This window comes from Burkholderia dolosa (assembly GCF_902499135.1).
GTDB classification, from domain to species: Bacteria; Pseudomonadota; Gammaproteobacteria; order Burkholderiales; family Burkholderiaceae; genus Burkholderia; species Burkholderia dolosa.
Genome location: NZ_CABVPR010000059.1, coordinates 1 through 13,329, shown reverse-complemented (window position 1 = coordinate 13,329; position 13,329 = coordinate 1). Strand labels below are relative to the sequence as shown.

Genomic DNA, 13,329 nt, shown 5'->3' with positions numbered 1-13,329 from the left:
GGCCCACCGTCGCGCTCAATCGAGCAGCTCGTAGCGGACGGGATTGTCGTCGCACTGGCCCACGCCGCATTCGAGCAACGTTGATGCGAGATTCGCGACAATCAGTATCGCGAAGACTGCCACAGCGACATGATTGAATATCTTCCCGACGCCGCGTGCCGGCGTGGCGTCCACCCGTCGCAGTGCAAGCAGCGCCGCTACATAGAGCACGGTGAGCGACGCTGCGATCGCAGCCCATGTATAGAAATGGAACCCCCACAGTGTGGAACCGTAACTGCCCGTGCCCGGCGCGATATGCAGCAGGACCTGACGAAGCGCGACCGCGCCGGTCGCGATCGCGCTGACGACGACAAGACCGTAATGGGTGGCGCGCGCACCGAAATGAATGTTCAGCGTGAATCCGAGCCCGATCAGGATGAGCCCGGCACGCTGCAGAAGACAGAGCGGACATGGCAGCTCGTGCAGTACGAGCTGATAGTAGAACGCGAGCAGCAGCGCGGCGTCGATGCCCAGTAGCGCTAATGCGTTCAGCGAGCGATCCGGCGAGATGAGCGATTCCATACGCTCGCGTGTAATGCGTGCATTCATTGGAGAGACTCCCGTTAGAAGGACAGGTTGAGCGAATCGGTGACGTGATGCGAGAACGAGGCCACGGTTATCGCGAGCGTGACGAGCAGAAACAAGATCGCGCGTCGCCGGTACTTGCCACGGACGATTTCGGCAAGCGTCATAAGCGACAGCAGGAATGGGAGAAACATGAACATGTCGGACCTCACGGCTCGGAACGATTGAAGGTGCCGACGCACCGCAATCCGCGCATGGTTGCCGCGTCGTGCTGCGTGCGTCGGCAGGAACGGGCACTGGCCGCGCCCGGTGTGACTACCAGTCGTATTTGGCGGTTGCAAGCACGGTGCGCGCATCGCCGTAGAAGCAGCGGTCATCGCTTTGGCAACTGCCGATGAAGTGCCGATCCAACAGATTGTTCACGTTCAACGCGAATGCCCACCTTCCGCTGTCGTAGTGAATTGCGGTATCGAGCACCGTATAGGACGGCGCGACGAGCGTGTTGGCGGCATTGCCTGGCATATCGCTCTGGTAGCGAATGCCGGCGCCCCATCCCCACCCGCCGAGGGCACCGCCGTGCCACGTCCAGTCGAGCCATGCGGACGCGAGCTGGCGCGGCAGCGGATAGGTGGTCGGCCATTTTCCGGCATACCGATCGTCGGCGCCTGCATTCTTGACGTCCTGATATGCGTATGACGCGATGATCGAAAGATTGCGCGACAGGCGTCCGACCGCACTGAACTCGATGCCACGCGATTTCACTTTTCCTGTCTGCTGCTGGTGGAGCGGATCGTTCGGGTCGGGAACGAGTACGTTCGTCTGCTCGATCTGATAGACGTCGGCGGTCAGCATCATGTTCTTGTGCGGCACCTCCCAACGCAGACCGGCTTCCACCTGGCGGCCATGGTTCGGTGCCGCGGTGCTTCCGTTCGACAACGTGACGATCGATTGCGACGGATTGAACGAGGTCGAATAGTCGACGAACGGAGAGAGGCCGAGCGGGCCTTCGAAGGTCAACCCGACCCGTTCCGAGAATCCCGCGTCCGTATGGGACTCGTGCGTGCCGCGCGTCAGCGCGTCTTCGTCGACGCGGTTCCAGTCGTAGCGCCCGCCGACAGTCAGCGCTAGACGCCCCCACTTGATCTGATCCTGTGCATATACGCCGAGATCGTCGAGTGTCGTCCGATCCGACAAGCGTCGCACGCCGGGGCCGGAGAAAATGTCCGGGGAAACGATTCCGTAAACCGGATCGAACAAATTCAGATCGGGGCCGGGCGCGCTCCAGTCGCTGTCAGTCGAGCGCTGGCGATCGTATTCAAGCCCGAACAGGACGGTATGCTCGGTGGGACCTGCACCGAACCGCGTCTGCAGCGTGTTGTCGACGTCCATCCGGTTGTAGTGCGGCTGACTCAGTTCCGCGAGACGCTTCAGGTGCGAACGCGTCGGATCGAGCGGGGCGAGACCCTGGCCCCACAGTGCAGCCGTGTCGAGCGAGACTGACAGATAGCGGACTTTCTGCCTGAACGACATATCCGGGGAAAACGTGTGATCGAGCGCATAGCCGATCGACCATTGCTTCTTTGCGTAGTGTGCGAGCGACGGGTCGCCCGTATACAAGTCGTATGGAACCTTGCCGTTCGGATTGGGCAGGACCGTGCCGGCCGCCGGCAGGTAGTTCGATGTCCAGTCGCCATGATCCTGCAGATACGTGGCGTCGAATACGATCGACGTGTTTGCGTCCGGCTGCCAGCGAAATGACGGCGCAAGCGATATGCGTTGTTGGCCGTTCGGTCCCGTCGTCATATTGCCGTCGCGCAGCACACCGACGAAGCGATAGGATAACGATCGCGCTTTGTCGATCGGCGAGCCGAGATCGAACATGAACTGCTTGCGTGCATAGTTGCCGATCTGAAAGCCGGTCTCGCGGTAGCGCTCCCCGTCGGCGAGCTTGCTTTGAATGTCGACCAGTGCGCCCGGCTGCCCGGGCCCGTACAGCGCCGACGCTGGTCCGCGCAGCACGGAGATGCTATCGATCATGTACGGATCCACGCGCCACGATGCGCGCAGCTCGGTACTCGGAACCTGCATGCCGTCGACGAACACGTTCGGCGCGAAGCCGCGTATGCCCGTCAGCCAGTCCGTCCGCGTGTCGACCGAGTACGCCGAAAATCCCGGCATGTACCGGAGCGCGTCCCCGACGCTTGACGATCCGGTTTCCTCTATCTGTTCGGCGGTAATGACGTTGGTGGTCTGCGGGATCTCGCGAATCGGTACATCGGTCTTGGTTCCTATGCCGGCCCGCTTGCCGACCAGACCGACATACGGCGCCGGACTCGTCTGACCCGTCACCTGGATCGTGGGGAGCACCGCGGTCCGGCTCGCGCCGGCGCCCGGCACGCCGGCATCCGGCTCGGAAAGTGGATCGGCGATCGCGCGTCCGGCAAGCAGCAGGCCGCAACAGGTAATCTTGCGCCAGACGCTCGATAGCCGCTTGTTATGGCGCGCATACGAGCAATGCTGTCCAGTGCGGTGTCGATTCTGCCGGGAATGGCGTCGCAGGGAAACACGGGAAAATGGGCGAATCATCTTCGTACCAACCTCGATAAATTGATTGAACGGGCGTCGCGGCTGCACGCCGCGCAGTCCTGACATCGTTCAGGCAGAGGTATTGCGGGGAGATGACCGGATAGTTTTTGTATCAGCAGTCGGGGGCGGTGACGCCGGATATCGTCACATGGCGCCGCTTGAATCGCGTGGCGGGCGCCGATGTCGTGTTGTTTGTGGGCGCGTGCCGTTTTCCGGCTATATCGGTGCGGCCGGACGCGTTCGGAACCGCCGCGCGAGAAAGCGAGTCCCGATCATGCACGACGTCACGAGCAGCACCGACGTACAGCATGCGACCGTATAACCGGAGAAATGCGAGGTCGTCCAGTACAGAAGCGGGACCACCGCGAAATGCGAAGCCAGATACGAAAGACCGGACGCACACACCATCGCGCCGATCGATCCCGTCTTGCTTCCCGTTTCGATCACCGTATCGGTCGCGAAGGCGCTGAAGAAAAAGTATCCGCACTTCAATGCGAGAAATCCGGCAACCGTCACGAGCGGATTTCCGCTCACGCTTGCGCTGGTGAGCAGAACGGCAGACAGCGCCGACAGCAGCCCGCTGATCGATTCGAGATGCCTTGACGTGAAGATCCGAAGTGCGGGCACGATCTGGCCGGTCGCGAGAATACCGAGCACCGCGATGCCGATGCCGACCGTGGACAGGCCGACGCGCGCGAGCGTGACGCCCTGAGACAGCAGAAGCGGTTGCGTCACGCGAAAAGCGAGATCGATGCCCAGCCAGCCGAGTGCGATGACGACCACGTAGCAACCGGTTTCAGCCGTCCCGAGGCGTCGCGTGCCCGGAAGCGCTGAAATGGAAACCGACGATTCGCCTTCACCCGAACGGTGCGAGCCGATCGACATGTCGACGCAGATCGGCATGGCCAGCGCCGCGAGTAGCGCCGCCGTCATCAGCAGCACCGGCCGGATGCCGTAATGCGCACAAAGCGCCAACAGAACGCCGCCCGTGAGTGTGGACGCGAGCAGAACGCCGAATGCTTCGTATAGCGACACGCGTGCGCATTCGAGTTGCTCGTGCCCGCGCGCCTCGAGCATCGCGGACGCATCGATCAGCCCGCGCTCGATGCCGGACAGCAGGCACACGGCCGCACCGGCCGCGAACAGAATCCGCTCGAGATCCGCGAGGGTCGAAATTGACATCGTGACAAGCGCCGTTCCGATAAAGATCGTCACAATCGCGACACGCATGCATAGCAGAAGCGCTACCGAGCGCCGCAACGGGGCAGTTTTGGCGATGAAGCGCAGTAACGGCGGAACGATCGCGCACCGGAGGCACCACATCAGCGAAAGCGATGCAAACACCGGCAACGTAGCGACGGACGCATGGCGCGCTTTCAGGATGACCGGTACGGCCATCGAAAAGAACTGAACGGCGATCTGGTTTCCCAGATATGCCGCTTTTACCGAATTGATATAGCGTCCTTGCATCGTTCGTCTACCGATTGAGATGCGGTCGTGCCGGCACTGCTGCGCGCCGCCGCGGCGGCGCGAGGTTCGTGCGACGAAACCGTCGTGAAAGCGTCACTTGCCCATGATCTTCTCGATCAGCATCAGCAACGTGTTGACTTCGTCGGACGATAGCCGATTGAACGCGCGCGGCGGCTGATCGAGAATGCTCCGTGCGGACTTCGCGAGCTCGCGGCCTTGATCGGTCAGCATGATCAGTTTGCTTCGCCGGTCCGTGGGAGACGTGACGCGCATGATGCTGCCGTCGACCTCGAGATCACGGAGAATCAGCGATATGTACGTCTTGTCGGACGCGAACCGCTGTACCAGATCGGACGCCGACTCCGAATGCTTGAGCAGGCTGATCAGAACTTTGACCTTGAAATACGTGATGCCGAGCGCATTCGATACGCGCTTGCGCGGATCGTCGTCTTCCAGAACGAGGTCGCGTAACTGGACCCATGCGCGCTTGGCTGCGGCGGATGTCGATGTTGCCATGTCAGTCTCCTTTGGTTTGAACGTTCTCGATGGACGTTTCGCATCGGCTCTGTCTGTCGATCAGCATGCTCAATGCGCCGATCAGCAGCCCAAACGCTACGATCAGAAGCCACATTGGGCGCGATGCATCGGTGCTGCTGCCAACCGCGGTGCCACCGTCATGTGCGTGACACGCGATGATCGACCCGGCGATCGCGACGCCGAGCGATGTACCGGCTTGGCGTCCGGTCGATGCGATGCCGGCGGCGACGCCCGCCTGGCCCGGCGGCAATCCCGATACGGCTGTGTTCGTGATCGGGGCATTGACGAGACCGGATCCGATTCCGAAGATCGCGTAAATCAGCATCATGTAGGCGAGCGACGCCTGCTCCGGCAGCAAATACAGCATGATGGCTGCCAGCGCGAACGACAGGCCGCTTGCCGCTAGAGGCGTGCGGGGACCGGTGCTGGCGACCAGCTTGCCCGACACGGTGGAGAATACGATCGTCATCAGCGCAACGGGCAGCGTCGCCGTGCCCGCCGCAAGCGGGGGCAGTCCGCGCGTGTTTTGCAGGTACAGCGTGTTCAGGAACATAAAACCGCCGATCGACGTGAACGCGACGACACAGCTGGCAATCGCGGCCGAAAAGGCCGGATCCCGAAAGTACTTGAGATCGATCAGCGGTTCGGTCGTCCGCGCCTCCCATACAAGCAGCACCGCGAGTGCGGCGATCGCGAGCACGGCGATCAGCAGGACGTGCGGGGAGAGCCAGCCGATCCGCGGCCCTTCGATAATCGCGCCGATCGCACTCGCCAGGAAGACGAGCATCGACAGCTGGCCGGGAATGTCGAAGCGGCGCGGTTTGAGCGCTTTCGAGTTCGGGACGAACAGGAAGGTGAGAACGACGCCCACTAGCGCGATCGGGACGTTGATCCAAAACACCGACCGCCATCCGAGCATCGACACGAGCAGGCCTCCCAGCAGCGGACCGGCCGCGGTGCCAAGCCCATTGACGGCGCCCCAGACGCCGATGGCCATCGCGCGTTCGCGCTCGTCTGTAAACGTATTCGCGATGATCGACATCGCGACCGGATTGAGCATTGCCCCTCCGACGGCCTGAAAGATCCGCGCCGCGACGAGCAGCGACGGACTCGGTGCGAACGAGCAGAGCAGCGATCCGAGCCCGAAGAGTGTGACACCGCACATGAAAACCGGCTTTCTCCCGAAGCGGTCCCCAAGACTCCCGCCCAGAATCAGAAGCGACGCGAGCACGAGCGTATAGGCATCGACGATCCATTGAAGATCGGTGATGCGCGCGCCGATATCCTCGCTCATTGCCGGCAGAGCGACGTTCACGATGCTGTTGTCAAGGCTAACCAGGAAGAGGCTGATGCAACATATCATCAGGATTCCGTGGCGACGACTGAAAGCGTTGGGGATGCGATGGAAGATCGGCATGGCAGCACTCATGTTGTTGCCTACACAATAGTATATATACTACAACTAAAATGCCGTTGTGACAATGAATTTGCAAACGGAGGCTGAGGAGAAGGGTGCAGCGAGACGGTGTCCGTATGTGTGGAGGCGAGGCAGGAACATTGACGGCGTGCAAGCAGGGCGCGGTCGGGCGCGATCCCGGCTACTGGTTATTTTCATGATTTTTTTGACAGGAGGTCGATGTCTGGCTGCTTCGTTTGACATCGATCAATGCGGAAACTGGTCTCGTTCGTCCGATCCGTGTTGTTTTTCGGGGCGCAGCGACAGATGGCCGGATCAACTCCCGCAAGCGTTCGCAGCGACGATGTCGGGGCGACATATGTGCGCTCCGACCATTCGGCGATCGACGATTTTCACCTGCCTCCCCAGAATGGTGTGGCAAAGAAACGAAACCGCGACATTTCAGAACGGCGTCCGAGTGCGCGAACGCGGAATCGCGGAGCGTGGACGCGTCAAGCGCGGATGCCTGAATCGGCGTCGCTGCTACGGACCGATTGGAGGATGGCCTGAATGGTAGCGTCGATCATCGGGTCGTCGCAATCGACGCACATTGCGCCGATTGCGGAAGCTGCATGAGACAGCCTGAGCGGAAGCACGTCGAGTGGCGGCACATCGATGTGCGCTGCGACACTCGCGCGCGACGTGACGAACAGGCACGGAATCTGACGGGCGACCGCGATATTGGTTTGCAGTGAATGGGATTCCATGACGACCGGCGGCATTCGCAGACCGGCATGCGCGAATTCCGTTTCGATCGCTACCCGCGCCGGTGCGCCCGATGCCGGCGCGATCCACGGAAACTCGGCGGCGTCGCGCCACGTGACGTCCGATCGAGCCAGCAGCGGATGGTCGGGCCCGCAGACGATGGTGAACTCGTCGTCGTAGAGCCGGCGAACTCGAAATTCGCTATTCAGCGCATTGGCATCCAGCCGGCACACCAGCAGATCAAGCTCGTGACGCTGCAGTTGCCGCAGCAGCACGTCGAAGGTGTTCTCGTTCACGTGTATCTGCAGTTCGCCGTATCGGCGGGTGGACCATCTCAGAATGGGCGGGACGATGACGTGGGAGGCACCGGGAATGATGCCAAGGGCCAGTGTGCGCCCGATACCCGACTGCATCGCTTCGAGGCGCGGCGGCACCTTGCGCAGCTCGGTCAGGATGCGCTCGACGGCGGTTAGCACGAGCTCGCCGCATGGCGTCGTGGTCATGCGGCGCGTGGTGCGCTCGAACAGCGATGCACCGAGCGCGCCTTCGATGTCCTTAAGCCACTTCGACAGCGCCGGCTGGCTGATGGCGGCCGCCTCGGCTGTGCGTCCGATGCTGAGATTGCGGCCGAGGCAAGCCAGCATTTCAAGATCGCGGATCCGAAGCTTGCGTAGCGCGCTCGGCAGCGACGCGTGTTCGGCATGGAGGCGTTTCGGAAGCGCAGTGTGCGGACGGGATGACGAAAACACGGGATCTCCGGTTGATGAGCTGAAAGTTATGAGTGTGCAAATCATTTCATGAAAACGATTGGGCATCGTGTTCACAATGGATAGTACATGCTGCACAACGGTTATATAGAGTAAACCATATGCGCATCGTCATGAAACGCACGGATAGGAGCACGTATGAAAGAGCGAAACCGGAATGGCGGTCGGAATGAGCAATCGAAGCGCCGTGACGGACCGGAAAAGGAAATCAGCACCGCGCGTCGGGGCTTTTTAAAGTCGGCCGGGGCCGCGATGGCTTCGGCCGGTCTCGGCATGCCGCTGATAACCGAATCCGGTGACGCGGTCGCCGCTGCCGTAGGGGCGAGCAAGCCGGTACCCGATGCGCCACCGTCAGGATTCAACATTCTGTTCATCCTGACCGATCAGGAGCATCACTTCGATCGCTGGCCGTATCCGGTACCGGGTCGCGAGCGCCTCAAAAGGGAAGGGACGACGTTCACGAATCATCAGATCGCTTCGTGCGTGTGCTCGCCTTCGCGATCGACTGTCTACACGGGACAGCATACGCAGCATACGCGCGTGTTCGATAACGCTGGCCTTCCGTGGCAACCCGACATGTCGACGAGTATCCGTACGATCGGGCACATGATGCGCGATGTGGACTACTACCCGGTGTATCTCGGGAAGTGGCATCTGAGCGCGACGTTGCACGAGACGTCGAGGGCTTACAACGCGCCGGTTGAAAGCTACTGCAAGGCGATGAAGGAGTACGGATTCGACGACTACTTCGGCGTGGGCGATCTGATCGGCGGCGTGCGTGGCGGGTACGACTACGACGGTATGACGACGGCATCGGCCATCAGCTGGCTCCGGCAGCACGGCGTGCGTCTGCGCGACGAGCGCAAGCCGTGGTTCATGGCCGTCAATATCGTGAATCCGCACGATGCGATGTTCGTGGACACGGATCCGGAAGGTATCGAGCAGCAACGTGCGACCCGTCCGTTGCTTGGCACCGCGAGACCGCCGAAAGATAGGCTGTACGACGCGCGATGGAACGATGTCCCGCTTCCGGCCTCGCGTCACCAGCCGTACGACGAGCACGGTCGGCCGGCCGCGCAAGGCATGTTCTTTCGCGCACGCGAGAATCTTGTGGGGGTATATCCGCTCACCGACGAGCGCGTCCGTACTTATCAGAACTATTACTTCAACTGCATCCGCGATGCCGATACGCACATCGTCAGGCTGCTGGACGAGCTGGAGTCGCTGCACCTCGACCAGACCACGATCGTCGTGCTGACATCGGACCACGGTGATCATGCGGGCGCGCATCAATTGGTTTGCAAGGGCGCGACGACGTACAAGGAACAGAATCACGTTCCGCTGATCATCCGACATCCTGCATACCCCGGCGGCAGGACGTGCGCGGCATTGACATCGCACGTCGACCTCGTGCCGACGCTGCTCGAGCTAACGGGCCTAGATCACGCCGCCGCGGCGCGTGTCGCTGGGCCCGGCGCGAAAGGGCGAGGTTTTGCGCGATTGCTGCGCAGTCCGGACCGTGCAGGAATCAACGACATTCGGCCCGCCGCGCTATACAACTACGCGATGTTGCTCTACTACGACAGCGACTGGATGCTGCAAGAGTTGCGCATGCTGACGGAGAAGGGCATCCCCGTCGAGGAACTGCATCGCCTCGTGCTGGCCCGGCAGCCCGATTTCCGTCTGCGCGGCGGCATTCGCAGCGTGTTCGACGGGCGGTACCGGTTCAGCCGGTACTTCTCGCTGATGCGCTTCAATCGACCGACGACGATCGACGCGTTATTCGAAAACAACGACGTCGAACTATATGACTTGCATGCGGACCCGGGCGAAACGAGCAATCTCGCAGTCAGGCGCAAGGAAAACGCCGAACTGCTGACGCGCATGAACGCACTGCTGAACGACCGGATCGACGAAGAAGTCGGCGAAGATCGGCCGGATGTGATGCCGATCAAGGACGGCAGGGTTCAGTTCACGTTTCGATCCGACGCGCATATCTGATGGCTATGCGACGCAATGACGGCGACAGGCAAAGGCCGCCATCGCCGCATTCACTTGCTAGGGGGCGGCGATGAATTCAGGGGCTCATCGAACGGTGCGGTTCGCGTTGACGATCGGCATGGCGGTGGCGTCGTGCGCGCAGGCGTCCACCGACAGCTCGAATGCGAGCAACAGCCCGCTTACGCACAGACGTGCATTCAACATCCAGAATTACTTCGTGCCGGGCGGGTATGGAAATGCAGCGGGGCAAAACGATGCGATGCTCCGCTTCATGGAGCCGTTCGCACCGAATTCGGTTGTGGGGACGCCGGAACTGTTTCGGCTCACGGTGCCAATAAGCACACGTCGTGCAGGCGAACGCGGCGAGATGACCGGGATCGGCGACATCAATCTCTTCGACATCTTCCTGTTTGGCGATGGCAGCACAAAATTCGGCGCGGGGCCGCTCGTGACGGCACCGACCGCCACCGATCGGGCCTTGGGAACCGGAAAATGGCAAGCCGGTCTTGCCGCGATTGCCATCAATACGAGCGAGCGCGGCCTGCTGGGGGCACTGGTCCAATGGCAGCACTCGTTCGCCGGCAACGGCGAACGGCCGGCTGTCCAGACGCTGACCGCGCAGCCGTTGTTCATTCTGAACCTCAAAGAGAACTGGTACTTCCGTTCGACCGCGATCTCGACGTTCGATTTTCAGCACGGCGCATACGTCGTGCCGATCGGTGCCGGCTTCGGGAAAGTGTGGGACAAACATGGCGTCATCTACAACTTGTTTGTCGAGCCTCAGTATGCGCCGTTGCGGCGCGGGGATTTTCCGAGACTGCAGGTTTATGCGGGCTTGAACATGATGTTCAAGAAGTAGAGAGCGGCGACATCGCTCGCGGCCGTCGTCAGCCGCTGCTCGCTGAAGACGTGCGTTGCGTATGCGGGCGACGGTGACAGGAATTGAGGAAATCGATTGAAGTTGCAAACCAATGCAGGGCGAAAAATGGTGGCAGTGCTGCTGGGCGTTTCTCTGTGTCTGTCGGGCTGCACGACCTATCAGCCGGTTGTTCGTCACGCCGCGCAGCAGCCGGATGCCGAAACGGCAGTGCGTTCGACGTGTTCGGACCTGTCCGTGGATCCTCGGCGCGACGTGAAGGTGGGGGACGATATCCGGTTCACGACTTGCGACGGTCTTTCGGGGAGCATGAAAGTGGCCGCGATCGACGGTACGCGCATCGCCGACGAGCGCCACGAAGTCGACATACGGAACCTGAGCGAGCTGCAAGTCAAGTCCGTCTCAGTCGGACGAAGCGCGCTCGTCGGCCTCGGAATGGGCGTGACGGTGGCAATCGCGATCACGCTGGTCTTCAGCGTAGGTGCGATGGCAGCAATGCTCGGAATGCTGCACGCGTGACGACCGCGCGCGATGCGCATCACCGCATGCGTGCATGTGGACGACGAGCGCGTTCGCCCGCTGGTCGCGCCGACGGTGCACGGCTCCGTAGGCCACGTGCGAGCAAGATGATGCACGGCGTTCATCGTATCGGAGGGGCGCAGATCAACGGGATTTCCATATGCTAGACAGGAAGGCGAGTGTGATCGTGATGCTGGCGCTCGCGCATGCAGGCGCCGCATCCGCGCAGAGCAGCGTCACGCTGTTCGGGGTGCTCGATAGCGGCGTGAGCTATGTCAGCAACGAGGGCGGACACGGCAACGCGAAGCTCGATGACGGCATTTTTACGCCGAGCGTCGTCGGATTGCGCGGCAGCGAAGATCTTGGCGGCGGCACGCATGCGATCTTCGGGCTCGTTAGCCAGATCTCGACCGGCAACGGCTCGATCGTCGGCAACGCACTGTTCGCGCGAACCGCGTTCGTTGGCCTGCAGCAGGAACGCTACGGCACGCTGACCTTCGGCAACCAATACGAATTCATGGCCGATACGCTGTTCTTCAGCGGTGTCGATGCGGCTCTCGGCGTCGGCGGGCTGTACAACCTGCGCAACGGCCCGTTCCAGAAGCTCGCGCTGCCGGACAACCCGACCGGCGCGTTCGACTGGGACCGGCTCGGCGGCAGTCAGCGTGTCGCCAATGCGGCGAAATACGTGAGCCCCACGCTCGGCGGTCTGAAATTCGGTGCGCTTTATGGATTCGGCGGCGTGCCGGGCAGCATCGGCGCGAACAGCACCGTCAGCGCCGGTGCCGATTATTCGACGGGGACGTTCGGCGCGGCCGCCGCCTTTACGAACGAGAAATACGGTGCCCGGCCAGGCTCGCCGGCTACGAGCGTCTTGGACTGGGGCGCGGGCGTCCGCTACCGGCTCGACGCGGTCGACTTGAGCGCACTGTTCACGACTGTGCGCAATGCCGCATCGGGTGGCGCGGTATGGATGAGCGAGTTCGGCGGCGCTTGGAAGCTGACCGCGGCGACAACCGTCGGCGCCGACTACATGTATATGAAGGGGAACGCGGCGCTCGACGACAATCACGCGCACCAGGTAACCGCGACGATCCGGTATTCGCTGTCGAAACGAACGATCGTGTACGCAAGCGGCGTGTGGCAACGTGCGAACGTTGGTGCACATGCGCAGATCGGTGGCGTGATGGATCCGGACGGCGCATCGTCCGGCGCAACCCAAGCCATCGCGCGCATCGGCGTCAATACGGTTTTCTGATCACGTAAAACGCGAGAAGCTTGCACATCACGCCGCGACATCGAGCGAAATTCTCACGGCCGTCGAAATAACGATGGAAATTGACTTCTCGCATCCAGGCAAGCCGACCCACAATGCGAAGAATGAATCCTTCAACGGACGCTTTGAGGAGGAATGCCCCGACGCGCACGGGTTCTTGTCGCTTGAGGGGTAATCGTTCTTTTCGTTGCAAAATCTGGTGGTTTCGCAGCAAAGCCTGTTGTGACCGGGCCTTGCTGCCGATTCCGACTATCGTCGAATGGCTCGGCCGGGATCTGCGCTAAAGCGAACCGGTTGTAAACGTTGATCCCGTTCACGTTCGCCTTGTCGAGCCGCTCCTCGATGACGTGCTTGAGCCACCGGATATCGCGAGATGGTCGGAAACCAGATCGATCCTATCCTTGTCCTGACCAGCAGCATCGGCGACGGCTCGATATCTCGGTCGATGCCAATGTAACGTTCTGCGTCGAGAAGAGACTTCATGACGCTTCACTGCTAGTGTCCCGTTCCGCTGATTCGCGAACAAAGTCGGTGTAGCTTTTCGAGGATGGAATCGGCAGACGCGGTCCAG

The 13,329-nt window shown here is 61.5% G+C and carries 11 protein-coding genes and 1 pseudogene; 5 read left to right on the top strand and 7 right to left on the bottom strand.

The features are described 5' to 3' along the window. Positions 1-15: 15 nt before the first annotated feature. The 7 genes from BUB20358_RS22090 to BUB20358_RS22060 all read right to left on the bottom strand — a co-directional run bounded on the left by BUB20358_RS22090 (position 16) and on the right by BUB20358_RS22060 (position 8,067). Positions 16-561 (bottom strand): disulfide bond formation protein B, encoded by a 546-nt coding sequence (locus tag BUB20358_RS22090; protein ID WP_081293540.1) that lies wholly within the window; start codon positions 559-561, stop codon positions 16-18. 41 nt (positions 562-602) lie between these two features. Further along, positions 603-758, bottom strand: a complete 156-nt coding sequence (locus BUB20358_RS22085) for a DUF5993 family protein (RefSeq protein WP_165802985.1) — start codon at positions 756-758, stop codon at positions 603-605. A gap of 121 nt (positions 759-879) precedes the next feature. Next, a complete protein-coding gene (locus tag BUB20358_RS22080) occupies positions 880-3,216 on the bottom strand; it encodes a TonB-dependent siderophore receptor (RefSeq protein ID WP_105773912.1) in 2,337 nt (778 codons plus the stop codon). Between the two features lie 150 nt (positions 3,217-3,366). Next, positions 3,367-4,332, bottom strand: a complete 966-nt coding sequence (locus BUB20358_RS22075; RefSeq protein WP_123806770.1) for a hypothetical protein — start codon at positions 4,330-4,332, stop codon at positions 3,367-3,369. Between the two features lie 381 nt (positions 4,333-4,713). Beyond that, positions 4,714-5,136 carry a MarR family winged helix-turn-helix transcriptional regulator gene (locus BUB20358_RS22070; RefSeq protein WP_006767398.1) on the bottom strand — a complete coding sequence of 141 codons (423 nt, stop codon included), beginning with the start codon at positions 5,134-5,136 and terminating at the stop codon, positions 4,714-4,716. 1 nt (position 5,137) lies between these two features. Next, complete coding sequence (locus BUB20358_RS22065) at positions 5,138-6,586, bottom strand: MFS transporter (protein ID WP_105773913.1); 1,449 nt, start codon at positions 6,584-6,586, stop codon at positions 5,138-5,140. A 479-nt stretch (positions 6,587-7,065) separates the two neighbouring features. Beyond that, the gene (locus BUB20358_RS22060; RefSeq protein WP_052688623.1) at positions 7,066-8,067 is read right to left on the bottom strand and encodes a LysR substrate-binding domain-containing protein; all 1,002 of its coding nucleotides are present in this window, start codon (positions 8,065-8,067) and stop codon (positions 7,066-7,068) included. A 156-nt stretch (positions 8,068-8,223) separates the two neighbouring features. Between BUB20358_RS22060 and BUB20358_RS22055 the strand changes: the two genes are divergently transcribed. The 5 genes and pseudogenes from BUB20358_RS22055 to BUB20358_RS22035 form a co-directional block, all read left to right on the top strand. Further along, positions 8,224-10,086, top strand: a complete 1,863-nt coding sequence (locus tag BUB20358_RS22055; RefSeq protein ID WP_006767396.1) for a sulfatase family protein — start codon at positions 8,224-8,226, stop codon at positions 10,084-10,086. Positions 10,087-10,156: 70 nt separating this feature from the next. Continuing rightward, on the top strand, positions 10,157-10,945 hold the full coding sequence (locus BUB20358_RS22050) for a hypothetical protein (protein WP_045552339.1): 789 nt from the start codon (positions 10,157-10,159) through the stop codon (positions 10,943-10,945). 96 nt (positions 10,946-11,041) lie between these two features. Continuing rightward, entirely contained in the window at positions 11,042-11,482 is a 441-nt protein-coding gene (locus BUB20358_RS22045; protein ID WP_123806771.1) for a hypothetical protein, read from the top strand. Between the two features lie 160 nt (positions 11,483-11,642). After that, positions 11,643-12,740, top strand: coding sequence for a porin (locus tag BUB20358_RS22040; RefSeq protein WP_006767395.1), 1,098 nt, complete (start codon positions 11,643-11,645; stop codon positions 12,738-12,740). Between the two features lie 58 nt (positions 12,741-12,798). Further along, positions 12,799-12,927: pseudogene (locus BUB20358_RS22035) on the top strand (integrase core domain-containing protein); the annotation flags it as partial. Positions 12,928-13,329 lie beyond the last annotated feature (402 nt).

What these genes read in the sequence shown, in the direction of transcription:
- BUB20358_RS22090 (WP_081293540.1), bottom strand. Translation starts at nt 561, where the DNA reads ATGGAATCGCTCATCTCGCCGGATCGCTCGCTGAACGCATTAGCGCTA.
- BUB20358_RS22085 (WP_165802985.1), bottom strand. Translation starts at nt 758, where the DNA reads ATGTTTCTCCCATTCCTGCTGTCGCTTATGACGCTTGCCGAAATCGTC.
- BUB20358_RS22080 (WP_105773912.1), bottom strand. Translation starts at nt 3,216, where the DNA reads ATGTCAGGACTGCGCGGCGTGCAGCCGCGACGCCCGTTCAATCAATTT.
- BUB20358_RS22075 (WP_123806770.1), bottom strand. Translation starts at nt 4,332, where the DNA reads ATGTCAATTTCGACCCTCGCGGATCTCGAGCGGATTCTGTTCGCGGCC.
- BUB20358_RS22070 (WP_006767398.1), bottom strand. Translation starts at nt 5,136, where the DNA reads ATGGCAACATCGACATCCGCCGCAGCCAAGCGCGCATGGGTCCAGTTA.
- BUB20358_RS22065 (WP_105773913.1), bottom strand. Translation starts at nt 6,586, where the DNA reads ATGAGTGCTGCCATGCCGATCTTCCATCGCATCCCCAACGCTTTCAGT.
- BUB20358_RS22055 (WP_006767396.1), top strand. Translation starts at nt 8,224, where the DNA reads ATGAAAGAGCGAAACCGGAATGGCGGTCGGAATGAGCAATCGAAGCGC.
- BUB20358_RS22050 (WP_045552339.1), top strand. Translation starts at nt 10,157, where the DNA reads ATGAATTCAGGGGCTCATCGAACGGTGCGGTTCGCGTTGACGATCGGC.
- BUB20358_RS22040 (WP_006767395.1), top strand. Translation starts at nt 11,643, where the DNA reads ATGCTAGACAGGAAGGCGAGTGTGATCGTGATGCTGGCGCTCGCGCAT.